The sequence below is a fragment of the Pseudomonas sp. GW823-FHT03E05 genome, assembly GCF_058796855.1.
The window spans coordinates 675,304-696,989 of sequence record NZ_JBXAJB010000003.1 but is presented as its reverse complement, the minus strand read 5'-3'; the positions used below and the strand labels follow the sequence as shown (position 1 = coordinate 696,989).

Below are 21,686 nucleotides of genomic sequence, written 5' to 3'. Positions count from 1 at the left end.
CACCGGAGCGTTATTCAACACGGGTGGTCCTGGGGTAATAAAAGATGTCATAGACCCCGGTTTCGCCTTCCAGGCCGTGCTCATCGAACGCCGAAAGACGCACGTGATAAAAAAATGCCTGCAAGCCGGTGAAGTTGACCTGCGGGGTGCTGGAGAACTGCTCCTGCTTGATGTTCAGGAAGTCCTTGTCGGTGGCGACCTGGGCCCGGTAGCGGCTGGCCCCGGGCAAAGGTTGCAGGATCAGTTGCCAGACGGGCAGGGCACCGGTCTGCCCAGCCTGCCCCAGCAGCCTCGGTGCGGCCAGCAGTTCCACCGGCTTGAGCTCGCCCTGTTTCTGGATCCGCAGCCCCTGGCGCGCCATGACCTGGACTTCACCCGGCACCGGGCCTGCCGGTTTATCCACAGGGCGCTGACGCGTACGCCGCGGTGCCGGCTGCGGCGCGTCCTCTTCGCGATTCACCGCCACCTGGCCATTGAGCACCTCCACCAGGGATTGCTGATCGTCATTGCGTACCCGGAAGTGAGTACCGCGAACCCCCAGCACGCCCACCGGCGTAACGATCTGGAAACGGTCGTGATCACTGGTGCGCTTGATCACGTAGGACTCGATCTGGCCCTGCTCCAGCACAACCTGAGGGATGGAGTACTGGTTATTGAGTTGCAGGGTGACCTGGGAACTGGAAGGCAGCACCACCCGCGAACCGTCTCCCAGGGACAGGCTGACGAAGGCCGACGGCGAGGTCCTGACCCCTTCCTTCTCATCGATGCTCATGCCTTCCTGCAGGAGCACCTCGCGTCCCTTGGCGTCCAGTTTCCAGGCTTCGCCGGTCAGGTGTTCCACCGTCGCCGGCAGGGGCTGGCCACGGCACTGCTGGTTGTCATCGATATAGGGCAGCCGTGGCGCTGCCGCCTGTGCCGCACACAGCGGCAGAATCAACCCGGCCAGCAGCAGGGCGACACGCGCGACCTGAGGCCGGCCGGTGGACGGAAAAGGGCAGAGGTCATTCATGGATGTGCTTAGAGCCTTTGGGAAAACCGCGGCGAAATCCTACGCACCATACCTGAGGCAGATCGTTGGCAGAAAGCCGAACGCTGCGGGATGTCGCCCAAAGACAGGAACCCGGTCGGGCGAGGGCGGAAACAGGACAGGGCGAGAAGAAAGTGACACGTCCCTGTGTCGGAACCGGAGCGACAGGTCGCCCGGCCCAAAGTCCTGAGGAGGCACTCCCTGTATTCCCCTTCAACGACGCACGCGAGCGCGCGTTGTCCCGCCAGCCTGGCGGTTGACACTCCCTGTGTCGGAGCACTTCCAGGTGCCCCCGTGTGCCACTCAGCGGGAAGCAATGTAACGCTGGCCGCAAAGCTGCGACGGATTTGCAATATTTGTTCAGAATCATTGCCGCGGCCTCTAGAACACCCAGCGCGGGGCCGGTGGCTGCAGGTTCGTGGGTAGCGCTGTCCGACCGATCACGGGCTCGGCGTCCAGGGTCAGGTTGGAGTCACTGCCAGCGGGCAGGGCAGACGCCGGGTATTGCCCGATGCCGGAGGGCTGACAGCAGCCCGCTGTGGACGCTGGCACGGTACAGGCACTGATTCCCAGATAAGCCGCCAGCATCAAACTGAGAAGACGCACCGGATCATCGCCGCTGAATATTCTGACAAGCGCGACCTGGCCTTTCCTGAGCAGGTTCCCCATGGTTCTTTTCCTTGTTTGTACGAGCCGGTATCGTGCTGCTCAATAGCCCGACGGCCCGTGCTCCGGGCGCCTTACCGGCTATTTGATATCAGCGTACCGAGGGACCCGGGGCTCAAGAGCAATTCGCCACAATTGTTCAGATTCAGGCCAGGTGCCTAAACTTCCCCTCAGTCCGAGCCCGGCAGCCACGGCCCCGGGCGCTCTTGGAACCATAAGGAACTGCCTCGCATGCGTGTCGCGATACTGGATGACGAACCTGCGGAACTGGCGCGGGTGGAACAGACACTGCGAGAGATTCCCGGCCCCGGCGAACAGCCCTGGACCTTGCACAGCTTCGAGCGCGGAGAAGACCTGCTGCGCCAGTTGCGCCGGGAAACCTTCGACCTGCTGATCCTCGACTGGCAAGTGCCGGACCTCAGCGGCCTGTCCCTGTTGCGCTGGACCCGGGAACACATGGATTCGCCGCCCGCGGCCATCATGCTCACCAGCCGCGATGCCGAGAGCGATATCGTCCAGGCCCTGAACACCGGTGCCGACGACTACCTGAGCAAGCCGTTTCGTCCCAACGAACTCAAGGCCCGGGTCAACGCGGTACTGCGCCGCCATGGCTTGCAGCGCAACCACAGCGAAGAAGTGCAGAGTTTCAACGACCTGAGCTTCGATGATGCGGAACTGACCGTCACCCGCGCCGGCGCTCCCATCAGCCTTACCGAGCGCGAGTACCGCCTGGCCCGCTGCCTGTTCGCCAACCTGGGCCGGCCGCTGTCCCGGGAATACCTGTACGAACGGTTCTGGACCCATGAGGAAATCGTTTCCTCACGGCCCCTGGATACCCACATCTACCGCTTGCGCAACAAACTCGGGCTGACCGCGGATCGCGGCTGGCAACTGTTGACGATCTACGGCTATGGCTACCGCCTGGAAAGTGTCGCGTCGCCTGAAGAACAGGGCAGCTGACTGCTTGCCTTCAAAAGCGGCTTGATATCATTCCGGGTCCCGCCAGACATCTTCATAGCCGGCGCGGTCGATGATGAAACGCGTCCCGCTCGGCAGGTACAAGTAATCGATCACTTCCGGCAACAGCTCGAGCAGATGCCCGGCACACAGAGGCTGGTAGAAATCCACCGCAGTGGAATGTTCGCCGCAGTGGATAAACCAACTGACCGTGCCGTTTTCCGGCAACTCGACCCGGGTGCCATAGATGGGCGACTGCGCAAGGGAGCCTATGGCCAGCGCAATCATCGGCTCCGGGGCCTGGGGAGCAAGGTCGTAGCGTTCACAGATAAGCTGCTGTCTTTCGTTCATAGGGCCAGCCACCAATCGAGCAGGGTCTCGTCATCGGTGTCATCGAGGTTTTTATAGATGTTGGCGTAGTACCACTCGCTGCCCGTGGTCTCGCGAAAGCGGTTGAAGAACAGGGCGATGTTGTCCATGCCGTTTCGCGCCGGCACCGACAATGTCAGATTGCCCTTGTAGCGCCCGTCGAGCATGCCACCCAATTCGCTCGCCACATCCGCCGCCAGGGCCATGATGTGTTCTTCAGGGATGTGATCCGAATAGATATGGATACAGAAGTTGCCGCCACGCTTGAGCACCACGGCGGGGGCCTGCGGATCCTTGATCGAAATGATGTCGCCCTTGGCCAGGTTCAGCGCCAGCCCTGGTGAATAGAGAATCTCGTAACTGTCCTCATCAATGCGCCGGACATGCAGCGGCTCATAGACCGGGCCACGGCTGTTCTGCCCCGCAACAACCCGAATCGATATTTCCTGGTTTTCATCATCCATAACCCATTTCCGTGCGATTGCTGTTTCTACAAAGGGTGAAATGAGCCGAACCGGCCCAGCCGCGTAGCGGGGTCAACTGATCGATAAACACATCTCGAACGCGCCTGTTCGATGGCCGGAGCGTCTCGCAGCTCAGGTGCCAGCACAGCACCTAGTGATCCCTCCAGGTGACGCACTCAAGTGAGGCCAGTGAAGAGCACTCGCTCAGGCGCGCAGGCTCAATGGCCTCGTGCTGTAAACAGGCATCTTCATAGGCGACATGTTGGTCGTCGGTGATGGAGGCCAGGTATTGGTCGATTGCGCAAAAACTGACCTCGGGCGCGATATCCACAGTGAACAGCGACAGGCCCCGGGTAACCGTGCACCGGGCGCCAAGGCTGCGCAGGTGCTGCACAATCTCCGAGCGCTCTGACTCGCGCTCGGCAAAAACCCGCAACGTCGAGTGCCCGGATTGCCGCACCACGCCAGTCGCGATCCGCTCATGGGCCTCAGCGCGAGTCAGCACCCAGTCCCCCTTGCTCACGCCATAGAGATAGTAGGGCGTGTTATCCAACTGGTAGACATCTGCCCCCCGTTGAATGCCCCACATCGACTCATACTCCACCGGTGGATAACCGTCGGCGTCGACGGTGAGCTTGAAAATGATCTTGTGAAACTGTGCTGTCGAGGTATCCATTCCATCTCACCGAGGCGCCGCCATGGGCCTCATAAACTGCACGTAAAAGAAGTTTTCCTCGAAGGAAAATATGACCTCTGCGCTGTGATAAGGCTGGGCACTGGAATGAACCAGTCCCATAGCGCCTTTGACGCTACCTGATCAAACAGTACGACTTGCTGTTTGTCGTCAGCACTCAGGCCACAGTCCACGGCGTTGAAACGCCAGGCGATGGGGTAGGGTGCTTCATCGAATAGGTGGCTGTTTGTACCCGCGAAGGTCAACATCCTTATTTACTCCATCCAATAAAAAGGCCAACGCTAAGCGTCGGCCTTTTTATTTCCAGCTGTGCCCCCGGATCAGAAGTCCAGGTTGGACACCGCCAGGGCGTTGCTTTCGATGAAGTCGCGACGAGGCTCGACCGCATCACCCATCAGGGTGTTGAAGATCTGGTCGGCGCCGATGGCGTCTTCAATGGTCACCTTGAGCATGCGGCGCATGCTTGGGTCCATGGTGGTTTCCCACAGCTGGTCAGGGTTCATCTCGCCCAGACCTTTGTATCGCTGGATGGTGTGGCGCTTGGTGCTTTCCGCCATCAGCCAGTCCAGGGCCTCCTTGAACTCGGTGACGGCTTTCTTGCGTTCGCCGCGCTGAACATACGCGCCTTCGTCCAGCAGGGTGCTCAGTTGAGCGCCGAGGGAGACGACGGTCTTGTAGTCGTTGCTGCCAAAGAAGTCGCGGTTGAAGGTGACGTAGTTGGACAGGCCGTGGGAGATCAGCTCGACCTCTGGCAGCCACACATTGCGTTCACGGTCTTCGCGCAGGCTGGCCTTGTAGACCAGGCCGGACTTCTCGGAAGTGCGCAGGCGGGCGTCGTACTTGGCCAGCCAATCCTGCATGGCGGCGTGGTCGGACAGTTGCTCCATGGTCACGGCCGGCAGGTAGATGAAGTGCTCGGTCAGCTCCTGCGGGTACAGGCGCGACAGGCGCTTGAGGGTCTTCATCACCATGCGGAAGTCGTTGACCAGGCGCTCCAGCGCCTCGCCGGAGATCCCGGGGGCTTCTTCGTTCAAGTGCAGGCTGGCATCTTCCAGAGCCGACTGGGTCATGTAGTCTTCCATGGCGTCGTCGTCTTTGATGTATTGCTCTTGCTTGCCTTTCTTGACCTTGTACAGCGGCGGCTGGGCGATGTAGATGTAGCCGCGCTCGATCAGCTCCGGCAACTGACGGAAGAAGAAGGTCAGCAGCAGGGTACGGATGTGCGAACCGTCAACGTCAGCATCGGTCATGATGATGATGTTGTGATAACGCAGCTTGTCGATGTTGTACTCTTCACGGCCGATGCCGCAGCCCAGCGCGGTGATCAGGGTGCCCACCTCTTGCGAGGAGATCATCTTGTCGAAGCGTGCCTTCTCGACGTTGAGGATCTTGCCCTTGAGCGGCAGGATCGCCTGGGTCTTGCGGTTGCGGCCCTGCTTGGCGGAACCGCCAGCAGAGTCACCTTCCACCAGGTAGAGTTCGGACAGCGCCGGGTCCTTTTCCTGGCAGTCCGCCAGTTTGCCCGGCAGGCCGGCGATATCCAGCGCGCCTTTGCGGCGAGTCATTTCACGGGCTTTACGCGCCGCTTCACGAGCGCGGGCAGCGTCGATCATCTTGCCCACCACCAACTTGGCTTCGTTGGGGTTTTCCAGCAGGAAGTCGGAGAAGTACTTGCCCATTTCCTGTTCGACCGCGGTCTTCACTTCGGAAGAAACCAGCTTGTCCTTGGTCTGGGAGCTGAACTTCGGATCCGGCACTTTCACCGAGATGATCGCGGTCAGGCCTTCACGAGCGTCGTCACCAGTGGTGGCGACCTTGTGTTTCTTGGCCAGGCCTTCCTGCTCGATGTAGTTGTTCAGGTTGCGCGTCAGGGCCGAACGGAAGCCCACCAGGTGGGTACCGCCGTCGCGCTGAGGAATGTTGTTGGTGAAGCACAACAGGTTCTCGTTGAAGCTGTCGTTCCACTGCAAGGCGATTTCCACGCCGATGCCGTCTTCACGCTGGATGTTGAAGTGGAACACCTGGTTGACCGCAGTCTTGTTGGTGTTCAGGTATTCAACGAATGCCCGCAGGCCGCCTTCGTACTTGAACAGCTCTTCCTTGCCGCTGCGCTCGTCCTTGAGGACGATGCCGACACCGGAGTTGAGGAAGGACAATTCACGGATCCGCTTGGCCAGGACGTCCCAGCTGAAGTGGATGTTCTTGAAGGTTTCAGCCGAAGGCTTGAAGTGGATCTGGGTACCGGTGGTTTCGCTGTCACCAACGATCTTCATCCGCTCTTGCGGAACACCGTGGACATAGGTCTGTTCCCAGATTTTGCCGCTACGGCGCACAGTGAGGATCAGCTCTTCGGACAGGGCGTTCACTACCGACACACCTACGCCGTGCAGACCGCCGGAGACCTTGTAGGAGTTGTCGTCGAACTTACCGCCGGCGTGGAGCACGGTCATGATGACCTCTGCCGCCGAAACGCCTTCTTCTTTATGCACATCTACCGGGATGCCGCGACCGTTGTCGCGCACGGTGATGGATTCATCCGGGTGGATGATGATGCTGATGTCGTCGCAATGGCCGGCCAGCGCTTCGTCGATGGAGTTATCGACCACCTCGAACACCATGTGGTGCAGACCGCTGCCGTCATCGGTGTCGCCAATGTACATACCGGGACGTTTGCGTACGGCATCCAAACCTTTCAGCACCTTGATGCTGGTCGAGTCGTACGTATTTTCTTCGCTCATGCCTTCACTCCCGATGGTCGTGGGTCTGGGTGATACGGCCTTGTTCCACGTGGAACAAAGCGACTGGCGTTTCCGTCTGCCAGCCTTCCCTCAATAATTCGTGGTCTACACAGGTGATAAACACCTGGCAGCGTAAGTCTTCCAACAAGCGACAAAGTGCGCGGCGATGCTGCTCGTCCAGCTCGGACGGCAAGTCATCCACCAGATAAATACACTGACCGCGGCGAGCCTGGCTCACCAGGTGCCCCTGGGCAATGCGCAAGGCACAGACCACCAACTTCTGCTGGCCACGGGACAAGATGTCCGCGGCGTTGTGTCCGCCTAAGCGCAGACGCAAATCAGCACGTTGTGGGCCGGCCTGGGTATGACCCATTTGCTGGTCACGGTGGAGGGCGGTCGCGAGCACTTCACTGAGTTCCCGGTCCTTGTCCCAACCACGGTAATAGCTAAGCGTCAGGCCCTCGAGCTGCAACAGTTCGCCCAAGGTCCGCTCAAAGACTGGTTTCAAGGCTTTGATATAAGCGCGGCGGTATTCATCGATTTCAGCGCTGGCCTGACACAGTTCCCGGTCCCAGGCCGCTTGCGAAGCGGCGTCAAGTGTACCATGCCGCAGCCATGAGTTCCGCTGCCGCAGGGCCTTCTGCAAGCGCTGCCAGGTGGACATGAAGCGTGGTTCCACATGGAACACTCCCCAATCCAGGAACTGCCGACGGATCTTCGGTGCGCCCTCCAGCAGGCGGAAGCTGTCCGGGTTGATCAACTGCAGCGGCAGGATCTCGGCTAACTGCGCCGCGCTGCGGGCATTCTGACCGTCGATGCGGATCTGGAATTCCCCCTGGCGATCACGGGATATCCCCAGGCTGCTATGGCCGCCCTGGGCCAACTCCACCTGGCCGAACACCGTGCAAGCCAGCTGCTCGTACTGGATCACCGGCAACAGGCGGGCACTGCGGAACGAGCGGGCAAGCCCCAGCAGGTGGATGGCTTCCAGCACACTGGTCTTGCCACTGCCGTTGGCGCCGTAGAGAAGGTTGATGCGGGGGGAGGGGGAGAAGGTCACCGGGTGCAGATTGCGCACCGCGGTGACCGAGACGCGACTGAGGGACATCTAGCTTCTGCTGAGCATGATTACAGGCGCATCGGCATGACAACGTAAGCCGAGTCGTCGTTGTCGGATTCCTGCACCAGCGCACTGCTGTTGGAATCGGACAGGATCAGGCGAACCTGTTCGGTGGTCATCACGCCCAGAACGTCCAGCAGGTAGCTGACGTTGAAGCCGATTTCCAGGGAACCGCCGTTGTATTCCACGCCCACTTCTTCTTCCGCTTCTTCCTGCTCCGGGTTGTTGGCCTGGATCTTCAGCTGACCATTGGCCAGTTGCAGACGGATGCCGCGGTACTTCTCGTTGGACAGGATCGCGGTACGGCTGAAGGCTTCGCGCAGCGCCTGGCGATCACCCAGTACCAGCTTGTCACCGCCTTTTGGCAGCACGCGCTCGTAGTCCGGGAACTTGCCGTCCACCAGCTTGGAGGTGAAGGTGAATTCGCCGGTGGTGGCACGAATGTGGTGCTGGCCCAGGACAATGCTGACGTTGCCATCGGGCTCGGTGAGCAGGCGCGCCAGTTCCAGGATGCCTTTGCGCGGCACGATCACCTGGTGGCGATCCGGCTGACCGATGTCCGCCTGCATCGAGCACATGGCCAGACGGTGACCGTCGGTGGCCACGGCGCGGATGATCCCGGCGGACACTTCCAGCAGCATGCCATTGAGGTAGTAGCGCACATCCTGCTGGGCCATGGCGAAGCTGGTGCGTTCGATCAGGCGGCGCAGTCGGCTCTGCTCCAGCTGGCAGGTCAGCGAGCCCGGGCCTTCTTCCACGGTCGGGAAGTCGTTGGCCGGCAGGGTCGACAGGGTGAAGCGGCTACGCCCGGCCTTCACCACCAGCTTCTGCTCGTCGACCTTGATGTCGATCAGGGCATCGTTGGGCAGGCTCTTGCAGATGTCCATCAGCTTGCGCGCGGGAACGGTGATTTCCCCCGGCTCGGCTGGCTCTTCAAGTTGCACACGACCGACCAGCTCGACTTCCAGGTCGGTACCGGTCAGCGACAGTTGCTGGCCTTCGACAACCAGCAGCACGTTAGAAAGCACCGGCAAGGTCTGGCGGCGTTCGACGACGCCGGCGACCAGTTGCAGGGGTTTCAACAGGGCTTCGCGTTGAATGGTGAAATGCATGGTCTAGTCCCTTGCCTTAATAAGCTGCGTTGGAGTCATCAAGTGGTCAGAGTACGCAGCAGGTTCTTGTAGTCCTCGCGGATGTCCGCGTCGGATTCCTTAAGTTCATTGATCTTGCGGCAGGCGTGCAGAACCGTGGTGTGGTCGCGACCGCCGAACACATCGCCGATTTCCGGCAGGCTGTGGTTGGTCAGTTCCTTGGACAGGGCCATGGCCACCTGACGCGGGCGGGCCACCGAACGGGAACGCCGCTTGGACAGCAGATCGGAAATCTTGATCTTGTAGTACTCGGCGACGGTGCGCTGGATGTTATCCACAGACACCAGCTTGTCCTGCAGCGCCAGCAGGTCCTTCAAGGATTCGCGAATCAGCTCGATGGTGATATCGCGGCCCATGAAGTGCGAGTGGGCGATGACCCGTTTCAGGGCACCTTCCAGTTCACGGACGTTGGAGCGAATGCGCTGGGCAATGAAGAACGCTGCATCATGAGGCAGCTCGACCTTGGCCTGGTCGGCCTTCTTCATCAGGATCGCCACCCGGGTTTCCAGCTCAGGCGGTTCGACGGCCACCGTCAGGCCCCAGCCGAAGCGCGACTTGAGGCGCTCTTCCAGGCCTTCGATCTCCTTCGGGTAGCGGTCGCTGGTGAGAATCACCTGCTGGCCGCCTTCGAGGAGGGCGTTGAAGGTGTGGAAGAACTCTTCCTGGGAACGTTCCTTGCGGGCGAAGAATTGAATGTCATCGATCAGCAGCGCATCGACCGAACGGTAGAAACGCTTGAATTCGTTGATGGCGTTGAGCTGCAACGCCTTGACCATGTCCGCCACGAAGCGCTCGGAATGCAGGTACACGACCTTGGCATTCGGGTTCTTCTTTAATAGGTGGTTACCCACAGCGTGCATCAAGTGGGTCTTACCCAGGCCGACGCCGCCATAAAGGAACAGCGGGTTGTAGCCATGCTTGGGGTTGTCCGCCACCTGCCAGGCCGCCGCGCGGGCCAGCTGGTTGGATTTACCCTCGACGAAATTCTCAAAGGTGAAAGTGCGGTTCAGGTAGCTGGTGTGCTTGAGCGCGCCCTCTACCTGGACAGTACGCTGTTCGGCGCGTACCGGTGCCTGCTGCGAGCTGGCGCCCGCCATCGGGTCGAAGCTGTCACGAGAGGGTTCTTCGCTGACTTCGGCAGCCTTCTGCGCGGCGGCTTTCTTGGCCGGGGCAGAAGTGGGTGCCGGAGCGGGCGCGGGAGCAGCAGCCGGGGCAGCATTGGCTGCTGCGGCTTGCAGGGCTTGCGAAGCGGCAGCGGCCAGTGGCGCGTTAGGTGCGGCGCGAGGCGCCGAACTGCGTTTGCTGCCTATTAATAAGGAAAGAACCGGTGCCATGCCGTTGCCGTGTTCATCCAGCAGCTCGAGCACGCGCCCCAGGTACTTTTCATTGACCCAATCGAGAACAAAACGATTCGGTGCGTATACACGCAACTCGTCGCCTTCGGCTTCGACCTGTAGCGGACGGATCCAAGTGTTGAATTGCTGGGCAGGCAGCTCATCACGCAGAAGCTCCACGCACTGCTGCCAAAGTTCCACTGACACGGATATCCCCTAAGTTGAAAGCCGGTGAGGCAAAAACAAGCGGCCATTGTAGCGATCAGCCGCCCACTTATCCACATGTAGCGTGTCCTCAGGACACTAAGAATCAACGCCTTACCCCGAATAAACACGACCAGCGGTATGTGCATAAGCTCTGTGGATAACCCCACTTGAGGCCATTGCACAACTCGGGGCGAAACTCTGTGGGTAACTCGCCTGTGGATAACCGACGGTTCCACACACAGGTTTTCCGATGGCGCAGCACAGGCAGGACACCGTTTCTCAACCGTGTTGTCATTCTCTGTACAGTACGGACTAGAAGGGCTTGAGTCAGTTATCCACAGATGAGGCCGTTCCTAGTCTTTATAAGCTTTACAGAAAAGCTTTAAATACTTTCCTTCTTTATTTTTATATCTAGCCGACCCTGGCTCACAACCCCGTACCCGGACATACATAGATAAAGGAAAAGCTGGTTGGAAATTGACCTAGAGGCTTGCTTTCTCTAGAATCGCCGATCTCTTAAAACGGGGGCCATTCCGGCCCGTTGTGGACGAACCAGGTAACACGACATGAAACGTACTTTCCAACCAAGCACTATCAAACGCGCTCGTACCCACGGTTTCCGTGCTCGCATGGCTACCAAGAACGGTCGTGCCGTCCTGTCGCGTCGTCGCGCCAAAGGTCGTGCGCGTCTGGCAGTTTGATAATCCGGCACTGGAGGTGAGTCAGGACTTCAGTCGGGAAAAGCGTCTGCTTACTCCCCGGCACTTCAAGGCGGTCTTTGACTCCCCTACCGGCAAGGTTCCGGGGAAAAATCTCCTGCTCCTTGCGCGCAACAACGATCTTGATCATCCCCGTCTGGGGCTCGTGATCGGGAAAAAGAGCGTAAAACTCTCCGTTGAGCGCAATCGCCTCAAGCGTCTGATGCGCGAATCGTTTCGTCTCCACCAGGACTCACTGGTCGGATGGGATATCGTTATCGTCGCGCGCAAAGGTTTGGGCGATGTAGAAAACCCCGAATTGATTCAGCATTTCGGCAAACTCTGGAAACGCCTGGCACGCAACAAGCCGGTACCAGCAGCCAACTCCGAAACTGTAGGGGTAGACAGTCCCGATGCGTAAACTGGCACTCGTTCCGATCCAGTTTTACCGCTATGCCATTAGTCCTCTGATGGCCAATCACTGTCGTTTCTACCCCAGTTGTTCCTGCTACGCGTTGGAAGCCATCGAAAATCATGGCCTTCTGCGCGGTGGCTGGCTGACCTTTCGTCGTTTAGGTCGCTGTCATCCGTGGAATCCCGGTGGTTATGACCCGGTTCCACCTATCCCTACCTCCCGTTCTTCTTCGATGGCCGAGTAATCATGGATATCAAACGCACGATCCTGATCGTCGCCCTGGCAATCGTGTCCTATGTCATGGTTCTTAAATGGAACCAGGATTATGGCCAAGCTGCCCTGCCGACTCAGAATGTTGCTTCCAGCACGACCGCCCCGGGCTTGCCGGATGCGCCAACAGGCACTTCCGCTGCCAACGACGACATTCCGCGCGCGGCAAGCGACACCACCGCACCCGCTGAAGCGCCTGTAGCGGCAAGCAAAGATCTCATTCAGATCAAAACGGATGTGCTCGACCTGGCTGTCGATCCACAAGGTGGGGATATCGCGCAACTGCGTTTGCCACTGTATCCACGTCGTCAGGACCACCCGGAAATCCCGTTCCAGCTGTTCGATAACGGCAACGAGCGGACTTATCTGGCACAAAGTGGCCTGATTGGCAGCAACGGCCCGGACGCAAGCCCGGCCGGTCGCCCGATCTACTCGGCCGAGAAGAAAAGTTATCAACTGGCTGACGGTCAGGACCAATTGGTGGTCGACCTGAAGTTCAGCAAGGACGGCGTCAACTACATCAAGCGCTTCACCCTGAAGCGTGGCCTGTATGACATCACCGTTTCCTACCTGATCGACAACGAAAGCGCGCAGCCCTGGACCGGTGCGATGTTCGCCCAGCTCAAGCGCGACGCCAGTTCCGATCCATCCTCCAGCACCGCCACCGGCACCGCGACTTACTTGGGCGCCGCCCTGTGGACAAGTTCCGAGCCGTACAAAAAAGTGTCCATGAAAGACATGGACAAGGTGAACGAGGACAAATCCAAGGCACCCATCACTGAAAATGTTCAGGGTGGTTGGGTTGCCTGGCTGCAGCACTACTTCGTGACCGCCTGGATTCCGCCAAAAGGCGAGAACAACCAGGTTCTGGCGCGTAAAGACAGCAAAGGCAACTACATCATCGGCTACACCGGCCCTTCGATGACCGTTGCTCCGGGTGCCAAGGCTGAAACCAGCGCCATTCTGTACGCCGGCCCGAAAAGCCAGGCCGTGCTGAAAGAGTTGTCCCCAGGACTGGAACTGACCGTGGACTACGGGTTCCTGTGGTTCATTGCCCAGCCGATCTTCTGGCTGCTGCAACATATCCACAGCCTGGTGGGTAACTGGGGCTGGTCGATCATCTTCCTGACCATGCTGATCAAGGGGATCTTCTTCCCACTGTCGGCTGCCAGCTACAAGTCCATGGCACGCATGCGTGCAGTGGCTCCGAAACTGGCCGCGCTGAAGGAAAAATTCGGCGACGATCGTCAGAAAATGTCCCAGGCGATGATGGAGCTGTACAAGAAAGAGAAGATCAATCCGCTGGGCGGCTGCTTGCCGATCCTGGTGCAGATGCCGGTCTTCCTGTCCCTGTACTGGGTACTCCTGGAAAGCGTGGAAATGCGCCAGGCACCGTTCATGCTGTGGATTACCGACCTGTCGATCAAGGATCCGTTCTTCATCCTGCCGATCATCATGGGCGCCACCATGTTCATCCAGCAGCAGCTGAACCCGACGCCTCCGGATCCGATGCAGGCCAAGGTGATGAAAATGATGCCGATCATCTTCACCTTCTTCTTCCTGTGGTTCCCGGCTGGTCTGGTGCTGTACTGGGTAGTGAACAACTGCCTGTCGATCGCTCAACAGTGGTACATCACTCGTAAGATCGAAGCGGCTACCAAGAAAGCAGCTGCCTGACCTACGCTGTGGATAACCACACAAGACGCCCCCTAGTGGGGCGTTTTGCTATCTGTCACTTTTGTCTGGATGTCGGGTTATGAATGTCCCTCGTGAAACCATCGCTGCCATTGCTACCGCCCAGGGCCGCGGCGGCGTGGGTATCGTACGGATTTCCGGGCCCCTGGCGGGCGCGGCAGCCAAAGCCATCAGCAGCCGTGAGCTGAAGCCGCGGTTTGCCCATTACGGGCCGTTTCTCAGTGAGCAAGAAGAAGTCCTGGATGAGGGCATTGCCCTGTATTTCCCCGGGCCGAACTCCTTCACCGGTGAAGACGTGCTGGAACTGCAGGGCCACGGCGGCCCGATTGTTCTCGACATGCTCCTGCAGCGCTGCCTGGAGCTGGGCTGCCGCCTGGCTCGGCCGGGAGAATTCAGCGAGCGTGCGTTCCTCAACGACAAACTCGACCTGGCCCAGGCCGAAGCCATTGCCGACCTGATCGAGGCCAGTTCGGCACAGGCTGCGCGCAATGCCCTGCGTTCGCTGCAAGGGGCGTTCTCCCAACGTGTGCATAACTTGACCGAGCAACTGATCGCCCTGCGGATCTATGTCGAAGCGGCGATCGATTTTCCCGAGGAAGAAATCGACTTCCTTGCCGATGGCCATGTGCTGAGCATGCTCGATGCAGTGCGTGACGAGTTATCCACAGTACTGCGTGAAGCCGGGCAGGGCGCCTTGCTGCGCGATGGCATGACCGTGGTGATCGCCGGGCGCCCAAATGCCGGAAAATCCAGCCTGCTCAACGCCCTGGCCGGGCGCGAGGCTGCCATCGTCACCGATATCGCCGGCACCACTCGGGACATCCTGCGCGAACATATCCACATCGACGGCATGCCGTTGCACGTGGTGGACACCGCAGGGCTGCGGGACACCGAGGACCAGGTGGAAAAGATCGGTGTCGAACGGGCCCTCAAGGCCATCAGCGAGGCCGACCGGGTGTTGCTGGTGGTGGACGCCACCGCAGCGGAAGCAGCGGACCCCTTCGCCCTGTGGCCGGAGTTTCTCGAACAGCGGCCAGACCCGGCCAAGGTCACGCTGATTCGCAACAAGGCCGATCTGACCGGTGAACCCATTGCCCTGGAAACCTGTGACGATGGCCATGTCACCATCAGCCTCAGTGCCATGGCCGCGGGTAGCGGGCTGGAACTGCTGCGGGACCACCTGAAAGCCTGCATGGGCTATGAACAGACATCCGAAAGCAGCTTCAGTGCGCGCCGCCGGCACTTGGAGGCATTGCGCTACGCCAGTGCCGCCCTGGAACATGGCCGGGCACAGTTGACCCTGGCAGGTGCCGGCGAACTGCTGGCCGAGGACTTGCGCCAGGCCCAGCAATCGCTGGGGGAAATCACCGGGGCCTTCAGTTCCGATGACCTGCTGGGGCGGATCTTCTCCAGCTTCTGCATCGGCAAGTAATCATCCTTCCGAGCAAGCGCCTGTGGACAACTCCCTCTGGGATACCGTCTGCGGGCGTTACCTTTATCCCCCATCCAAGCCCGCTGCGACATTGAGTAACAGCGCCCGCCTGAAAATAACTGCTTTATCCCCTGGTTAATCAGCCAATAACCGTCATATCGCAGAAGTTCGCATAAACGCCGACTTGGTTCCCTATTTGCATCCATTTTTTGTACAGGTTTATACATCTCGGGAAATTCCCCGGCATGCGTCGCCTGGGCCGACGGTTGGAAGCCGGCTGGTCTTCATGAACCTGCATTCAAGGAGCTGAAATGGCTGACGCGGGCACTGTTCTACAGCGTGGCCTGAGCACCCGGCACATCCGCTTCATCGCCCTGGGCTCTGCCATCGGCACAGGCTTGTTCTACGGTTCGGCGGCCGCCATTCAACGGGCGGGGCCTTCGGTCCTGCTGGCCTATCTGATTGGCGGCGCAGCCATCTACCTGACCATGCGCGCCCTGGGAGAGATGGCAGTCAGGACCCCTGTTTCAGGCTCTTTCGGACATTACGCCAGCAGTTATCTGGGACGTTTTGCGGGGTTTCTCACCGGCTGGAGCTACGCCTTTTCCATGCTCATGGTGTGCCTGGCTGACGTCACCGCATTTGGCGTCTACATGGGCCTGTGGTTTCCCGATACTCCCCGCTGGATCTGGGTGCTGAGCATTGTCCTGGGCATTGGCGCCTTGAACCTGTGCAGCGTAAAGGTGTTCGGCGAGCTGGAGTTCTGGCTGTCTCTGCTCAAGGTTGGCGCCATTGTGGCCATGATCGTCGGCGGCTTTACCCTGCTGTTCTTCGGCATCCAGCTTGGGGAGGAACAAAGCCGGGGAGGGCTGGCCAATCTCTGGGAATACGGCGGCTTTTTCCCTAATGGCGTGGAGGGCATGATCGCCTCCTTCACCATCGTCATGTTCGCCTTTGGTGGAATCGAAGTCATCGGCATCACCGCCGGCGAGGCCAAGGACCCGCAGCGCATGATCCCCAAGGCCATCAACTCGGTACCGCTGCGGATCCTGATCTTCTACGTACTGACCTTGCTGATTCTGTTGACCCTGGCTCCCTGGTCGAGCATCGGTAGCCATGGCAGCCCGTTCGTGCAGATCTTCAGCAGCCTGGGGATCAGTTCGGCGGCCACGGTGCTGAATATCGTAGTGATTTCCGCCGTGGTCTCGGCCATCAACAGCGATATCTTCAGTGCCGGGCGAATGATGTATGGCATGGCGGCGATCGGGCAGGCGCCGGCAGTGTTCGCCAGGACCTCCCGCTTCGGCGTGCCCTGGATGACGGTGTTGGTCATGTCGGTGGCGTTGCTGCTGGGGGTGCTGCTCAACTACTGGATCCCGCAGGAACTGTTCCTGATCTTTGCCTCACTGGTGACCTTTTCCGTGGTCTGGGTCTGGCTGATGATCCTGCTGTCACAAATGGCCATGCGTCGTGGCATGAGTGCCAGGGAAATCCACGAACTGAAGTTCCCGGTGCCCCTGGGCACTGCGGGTCAGGCCTGTGCCGTGGTTTTCATGTTGTTCATCTTCGGTGTGCTGGGCGCATTTGCCGATACGCGCCTGGCTCTGTATGTGGGGCTGGGCTGGTTGGCGCTGCTGTCGCTGGCCTATTGGAGATGGATCAAGCCGGATACCACCGGCTCGGCCGCCGCCGAGCCCGGTATCGGAACTCAGGAAAAGGGATAACCCATGGGATCGTTCGAGTTGCCGCCTACAACCATTGAAGCCTTTCAGCGCGATGGCGCTGTGTGCATTCGCCAACTGTTCAGCAGCGATGAAGTCGGCCTGCTGGAGCGGGGGATCGAGCACAACCTGGCGTTTCCCAGCGAACGGGCCAAGGTCGCCAGCCGTCCGGACGACCCTGGCTGGTTCTTCGAGGACTTCTGCAACTGGCAAGAGAACCCGGCCTATCGGCAGTTCATCTTCCAGAGCCGGGTTGGCCATGTGGCTGCGCAACTGATGGGCAGCGATCAGGCTCGCCTGTATCACGACCACCTGCTGGTCAAGGAACCCAATACCCGGCAACGCACGCCCTGGCACCAGGACCAGCCGTACTACAACGTCGAAGGCCGTCAGAACTGCAGCATGTGGATGCCGGTGGACCCGGTGGCCCGGGAATCGACCCTGGAGTTCATTGCCGGCTCGCACCTGGGGCCCTGGCTGATGCCGCGAACCTTTCTCGACAACCAGGCCAGGTGGTTCCCCGAGGGCAGCCTGGCTGATCTTCCGGACATCGAGGCCGATCGTTCAGCATGGAACATTCTGGGCTGGGAACTGCAGCCCGGCGACGCGGTGTTTTTCCACATGCTGACCCTGCATGGGGCCGGCGGTGTAGGCGGAAATAGACGACGGCGGGCATTTTCCCTGCGTTTTCTCGGAGAAGACATGCGCCATGCCCCGAGACCATGGCGAACCTCACCGGAATTCCCCGGCCTGGTCGAACAGTTGGCCGCCGGCGCCGCTCTGGAACATGAGCTGTTTCCACGCTTGTGGCCTCGCGACCGGGCCTGAACGGTCATTTATCCACCGGCAGGTCGCGCTCGCGGCCTGTCTTTTCGCGTTATCCAGCTTCCATTTTCGTTCTTTGCCCTGGGCGAAGGGGGGTAGCTGTGGGCGTCTATCAGTGGAAAGCAGGTTTTTCTGTGGATTAAGCCCTGTGAATAACTGCCCTTCAGCTCAGTTGATAACCGGGCTCCAAAACTGAGGAAAACCACCCCTGTGGATAACCACCCCATTCATCCACAGGCTTAAACCGGTTATCCAAGGGCCTCATTGCCACCTAACCACAGACTTTAAAATCTCTGTACACATTGTAAATAAAGGGATACAGCGATCTATCCACAGATAGGGTGCCGTATAAGAATAAACATAAAAACAAGGTTTTAATAAATCTCTCTCTTTTAATTTCTATTGTCCGCCAGTCATCCACAGCTGGTTAAATTTTGTGCAAAGGGTTCTTTAGAAAGGTCGAAGTCCCTATACTTGCCGCCTTGGTCCAAAAACCAACCCGACAACTACTCCTAATTACTCCTACTTGAAGCAGGCACGAGGTGCGTGGTGGATTTCCCTTCCCGTTTTGAAGTGATCGTCATCGGCGGCGGTCATGCCGGTACCGAGGCAGCACTTGCATCAGCACGCATGGGGGCAAAAACCCTGTTGCTGACGCATAACGTGGAAACCCTCGGTGCCATGAGCTGCAATCCCGCTATCGGCGGCATTGGCAAGAGCCACCTGGTCAAGGAAATCGATGCCCTGGGCGGCGCGATGGCCATGGCTACAGATAAGGGCGGCATCCAGTTTCGCGTGTTGAACAGCCGCAAAGGCCCAGCCGTGCGCGCTACCCGCGCCCAGGCCGACCGCATTCTGTATAAGGCAGCTGTTCGCGAGATTCTGGAAAACCAACCCAACCTGTGGATATTTCAACAGGCGGCTGACGACCTGATCGTTGAACAGGATCAGGTCCGTGGTGTTGTGACCCAGATGGGCCTGCGTTTCTTCGCCGAATCCGTGGTGTTGACCACCGGTACCTTCCTCGGCGGACTTATCCACATCGGTATGCAGAACTACTCCGGCGGTCGTGCAGGTGATCCGCCCTCGATTGCCCTGGCGCAACGACTTCGGGAACTGCCTCTGCGTGTCGGCCGCCTGAAAACCGGCACACCGCCGCGTATTGATGGCCGTTCTGTGGATTTCTCGGTAATGACCGAGCAACCCGGCGATACCCCGATTCCGGTGATGTCGTTCCTGGGTTCGAAAGAGCAGCATCCACCGCAAGTCAGTTGCTGGATTACCCACACCAACGCCCGCACCCACGAAATCATTGCTTCGAACCTCGACCGTTCGCCGATGTATTCCGGGGTGATCGAAGGTATTGGCCCGCGTTACTGCCCGTCGATCGAAGACAAGATCCATCGCTTTGCCGACAAGGAAAGCCACCAGGTCTTCATCGAGCCCGAAGGCCTGACTACCCACGAGCTGTACCCGAACGGGATATCCACCTCCCTGCCATTCGACGTGCAACTGCAGATCGTGCAGTCGATTCGCGGCATGGAAAACGCCCATATCGTGCGCCCGGGCTATGCCATCGAGTACGACTACTTCGACCCGCGGGACTTGAAGTACAGCCTGGAAACCAAAGTCATCGGTGGCCTGTTCTTCGCAGGCCAGATCAATGGCACCACCGGCTATGAAGAAGCCGGTGCCCAAGGTTTGCTGGCCGGGGCCAACGCGGCACTGCGTGCTCAGGGCAAGGACAGCTGGTGCCCGCGTCGCGACGAGGCCTATATCGGCGTACTGGTGGATGACCTGATTACCCTGGGCACCCAGGAACCGTACCGGATGTTCACGTCCCGGGCGGAATACCGCTTGATCCTGCGTGAAGACAACGCCGACCTGCGTCTGACCGAAAAAGGTCGCGAACTGGGGCTGGTGGATGACGTGCGCTGGGCCGCTTTCTGCAAGAAACGCGAAGGCATTGCCCAGGAAGAACAACGTTTGAAGTCCACCTGGGTTCGTCCGGGTACCGAGCAGGGTGATGCCATTGCACAAAAATTCGGCACGCCGCTGACCCACGAATACAACCTGCTGAACCTGCTGAGCCGTCCGGAAATCGACTACGCTGGTCTGGTCGAAGTGACCGGGCAGGGCGCTGAAGATCCGCAGGTCGCCGAACAGGTCGAGATCAAGACCAAGTACGCCGGCTACATCGATCGCCAGCAGGACGAAATTGCTCGCCTGCGCGCCAGTGAAGACACCAAATTGCCTGTGGATATCGATTACAGCGGTATTTCCGGCCTGTCGAAGGAAATCCAGAGCAAGCTCGGCGCGACCCGCCCGGAAACCCTGGGCCAGGCCTCGCGGATTCCCGGTGTAACCCCGGCAGCGATCTCCCTGTTGATGATTCACTTGAAAAAACGCGGCGCGGGCCGTCAGTTGGAGCAAAGCGCTTGAGTTCTATGGTCACCCCACAACACGCGGATGAGTTATCCACAGGCGCTCGCCAGCTCGGCGTCGAGCTGAGCCCGACCCAGCACCAATTGCTGCTGGGTTACCTGGCCCTGTTGATCAAGTGGAACAAGGCCTACAACCTCACTGCGGTGCGCGATCCCGATGAAATGGTCTCCCGCCATCTGCTCGATAGCCTGAGCGTGATGTCGTTCATCGAAAACGGCCGCTGGCTGGACGTCGGCAGCGGTGGCGGCATGCCCGGCATCCCGCTGGCGATCCTGTTTCCCGAGTCGCAAGTCACCTGTCTGGACAGCAACGGCAAGAAAACCCGCTTCCTGACCCAGGTCAAACTCGAACTCAAGCTCGAAAACCTGCAAGTTATCCACAGTCGGGTCGAAGCCTTCACCCCTGAGCAGCCTTTCAACGGGATCATTTCCCGGGCGTTCAGCAGCATGGAGAACTTCACCAGCTGGACCCGCCACCTGGGCGACCGCGATACACGCTGGCTGGCAATGAAGGGCGTCCATCCCTCGGATGAGCTGTTAGCATTGCCGGCAGACTTCCACCTCGATAGCGAACACGCCTTGGCCGTACCCGGTTGCCAAGGCCAACGCCATCTGCTGATACTGCGCCGCACGGCATGATTGGGAACACAAGCAAGAATGGCTAAGGTATTCGCGATAGCGAACCAGAAAGGTGGCGTGGGCAAGACCACCACCTGCATCAACCTCGCAGCATCCCTGGTAGCGACCAAGCGCCGGGTGCTGTTGATCGATCTTGATCCACAGGGCAACGCCACCATGGGTAGCGGTGTGGATAAACACGGTTTGGAAAACTCGGTCTATGACCTGCTGATCGGTGAGTGCGACCTGGCCCAGGCGATGCATTTCTCCGAGCACGGCGGTTACCAGTTGCTGCCGGCCAACCGCGACCTGACGGCCGCGGAGGTGGTGCTGCTGGAAATGCAGATGAAGGAAAGCCGTCTGCGCAGCGCCCTGGCGCCAATCCGTGAAAACTACGACTACATCCTGATCGACTGCCCGCCGTCGCTGTCGATGCTCACCCTCAACGCCCTGGTCGCCGCCGATGGGGTCATTATCCCCATGCAGTGCGAGTACTACGCATTGGAAGGTTTGAGCGACCTTGTGGATAACATCAAGCGCATCGCCGAACTGCTCAACCCGGAGCTGAAGATCGAAGGCTTGCTACGCACCATGTTCGACCCGCGCCTGAGCCTGATGAACGATGTTTCCGCGCAGCTCAAGGAACACTTCGGCGATCAGCTGTATGACACCGTGATTCCGCGCAACATCCGTTTGGCCGAAGCGCCGAGCTACGGTATGCCGGCGTTGGCGTACGACAAACAATCCCGTGGCGCGCTGGCCTACCTGGCCCTGGCGGGCGAGATGGTTCGCCGGCAACGTAAACAATCGCGCGTCGCAGCCGCCCAGCCAACTTAAGGAA

20 protein-coding genes are annotated in these 21,686 nt (G+C 59.4%); 11 read left to right on the top strand and 9 right to left on the bottom strand.

Annotated features, from left to right (window positions below; genetic code table 11):
* Window positions 1–10 precede the first annotated feature (10 nt).
* On the bottom strand, window positions 11–1,009 hold the full coding sequence (locus AC1RCO_RS16210) for a FecR family protein (protein ID WP_350403941.1): 999 nt from the start codon (window positions 1,007–1,009) through the stop codon (window positions 11–13).
* A gap of 399 nt (window positions 1,010–1,408) precedes the next feature.
* A complete protein-coding gene (locus AC1RCO_RS16205) occupies window positions 1,409–1,696 on the bottom strand; it encodes a hypothetical protein (RefSeq protein WP_041114921.1) in 288 nt (95 codons plus the stop codon).
* Window positions 1,697–1,924: 228 nt separating this feature from the next.
* Here AC1RCO_RS16205 and AC1RCO_RS16200 point away from each other — a divergent pair, with 228 nt between their 5' ends.
* On the top strand, window positions 1,925–2,653 hold the full coding sequence (locus tag AC1RCO_RS16200) for a response regulator transcription factor (RefSeq protein ID WP_011058398.1): 729 nt from the start codon (window positions 1,925–1,927) through the stop codon (window positions 2,651–2,653).
* A 27-nt stretch (window positions 2,654–2,680) separates the two neighbouring features.
* Here AC1RCO_RS16200 and AC1RCO_RS16195 read toward each other — a convergent pair whose 3' ends face one another.
* The 7 genes from AC1RCO_RS16195 to dnaA form a co-directional block, all read right to left on the bottom strand.
* On the bottom strand, window positions 2,681–3,001 hold the full coding sequence (locus AC1RCO_RS16195) for an immunity protein Imm33 domain-containing protein (RefSeq protein ID WP_210693346.1): 321 nt from the start codon (window positions 2,999–3,001) through the stop codon (window positions 2,681–2,683).
* Window positions 2,998–3,483 (bottom strand): DUF4265 domain-containing protein, encoded by a 486-nt coding sequence (locus tag AC1RCO_RS16190; RefSeq protein WP_053160549.1) that lies wholly within the window; start codon window positions 3,481–3,483, stop codon window positions 2,998–3,000. The genes AC1RCO_RS16195 and AC1RCO_RS16190 overlap by 4 nt, the downstream gene beginning before the upstream one ends.
* Window positions 3,484–3,634: 151 nt before the next feature.
* A complete protein-coding gene (locus tag AC1RCO_RS16185) occupies window positions 3,635–4,159 on the bottom strand; it encodes a DUF4265 domain-containing protein (protein WP_220223483.1) in 525 nt (174 codons plus the stop codon).
* A 338-nt stretch (window positions 4,160–4,497) separates the two neighbouring features.
* Window positions 4,498–6,915 (bottom strand): DNA topoisomerase (ATP-hydrolyzing) subunit B, encoded by a 2,418-nt coding sequence (gyrB, locus tag AC1RCO_RS16180; RefSeq protein WP_011058394.1) that lies wholly within the window; start codon window positions 6,913–6,915, stop codon window positions 4,498–4,500.
* Window positions 6,916–6,919: 4 nt separating this feature from the next.
* Entirely contained in the window at window positions 6,920–8,023 is a 1,104-nt protein-coding gene (gene recF / locus AC1RCO_RS16175; protein WP_011058393.1) for a DNA replication/repair protein RecF, read from the bottom strand.
* 20 nt (window positions 8,024–8,043) lie between these two features.
* Window positions 8,044–9,147 (bottom strand): DNA polymerase III subunit beta, encoded by a 1,104-nt coding sequence (gene dnaN, locus AC1RCO_RS16170; protein ID WP_011058392.1) that lies wholly within the window; start codon window positions 9,145–9,147, stop codon window positions 8,044–8,046.
* 38 nt (window positions 9,148–9,185) lie between these two features.
* On the bottom strand, window positions 9,186–10,727 hold the full coding sequence (gene dnaA, locus AC1RCO_RS16165; protein WP_011058391.1) for a chromosomal replication initiator protein DnaA: 1,542 nt from the start codon (window positions 10,725–10,727) through the stop codon (window positions 9,186–9,188).
* Window positions 10,728–11,293: 566 nt separating this feature from the next.
* On the opposite strand from dnaA, the gene rpmH reads away from it, so the two are divergent.
* From rpmH to AC1RCO_RS16115, 10 genes are all read left to right on the top strand, one after another.
* Complete coding sequence (gene rpmH / locus AC1RCO_RS16160) at window positions 11,294–11,428, top strand: 50S ribosomal protein L34 (protein WP_003213577.1); 135 nt, start codon at window positions 11,294–11,296, stop codon at window positions 11,426–11,428.
* Between the two features lie 16 nt (window positions 11,429–11,444).
* Complete coding sequence (gene rnpA / locus AC1RCO_RS16155; protein WP_026020269.1) at window positions 11,445–11,846, top strand: ribonuclease P protein component; 402 nt, start codon at window positions 11,445–11,447, stop codon at window positions 11,844–11,846.
* Window positions 11,839–12,084, top strand: a complete 246-nt coding sequence (gene yidD, locus AC1RCO_RS16150) for a membrane protein insertion efficiency factor YidD (protein WP_003213574.1) — start codon at window positions 11,839–11,841, stop codon at window positions 12,082–12,084. The genes rnpA and yidD overlap by 8 nt, the downstream gene beginning before the upstream one ends.
* 2 nt (window positions 12,085–12,086) lie before the next feature.
* Entirely contained in the window at window positions 12,087–13,787 is a 1,701-nt protein-coding gene (gene yidC / locus AC1RCO_RS16145; RefSeq protein WP_011064394.1) for a membrane protein insertase YidC, read from the top strand.
* 79 nt (window positions 13,788–13,866) lie between these two features.
* Window positions 13,867–15,237, top strand: a complete 1,371-nt coding sequence (gene mnmE, locus AC1RCO_RS16140) for a tRNA uridine-5-carboxymethylaminomethyl(34) synthesis GTPase MnmE (protein WP_492617866.1) — start codon at window positions 13,867–13,869, stop codon at window positions 15,235–15,237.
* 311 nt (window positions 15,238–15,548) lie between these two features.
* The gene (locus tag AC1RCO_RS16135) at window positions 15,549–16,961 is read left to right on the top strand and encodes an amino acid permease (protein WP_492617865.1); all 1,413 of its coding nucleotides are present in this window, start codon (window positions 15,549–15,551) and stop codon (window positions 16,959–16,961) included.
* 3 nt (window positions 16,962–16,964) lie between these two features.
* Complete coding sequence (locus tag AC1RCO_RS16130; protein ID WP_492617864.1) at window positions 16,965–17,786, top strand: phytanoyl-CoA dioxygenase family protein; 822 nt, start codon at window positions 16,965–16,967, stop codon at window positions 17,784–17,786.
* A gap of 546 nt (window positions 17,787–18,332) precedes the next feature.
* Window positions 18,333–20,225, top strand: a complete 1,893-nt coding sequence (mnmG, locus tag AC1RCO_RS16125; protein ID WP_011064390.1) for a tRNA uridine-5-carboxymethylaminomethyl(34) synthesis enzyme MnmG — start codon at window positions 18,333–18,335, stop codon at window positions 20,223–20,225.
* Window positions 20,226–20,230: 5 nt separating this feature from the next.
* A complete protein-coding gene (rsmG, locus tag AC1RCO_RS16120) occupies window positions 20,231–20,866 on the top strand; it encodes a 16S rRNA (guanine(527)-N(7))-methyltransferase RsmG (RefSeq protein ID WP_015637574.1) in 636 nt (211 codons plus the stop codon).
* 18 nt (window positions 20,867–20,884) lie between these two features.
* Window positions 20,885–21,682 carry a ParA family protein gene (locus AC1RCO_RS16115; RefSeq protein ID WP_011064388.1) on the top strand — a complete coding sequence of 266 codons (798 nt, stop codon included), beginning with the start codon at window positions 20,885–20,887 and terminating at the stop codon, window positions 21,680–21,682.
* The last annotated feature ends 4 nt before the right edge of the window (window positions 21,683–21,686 follow it).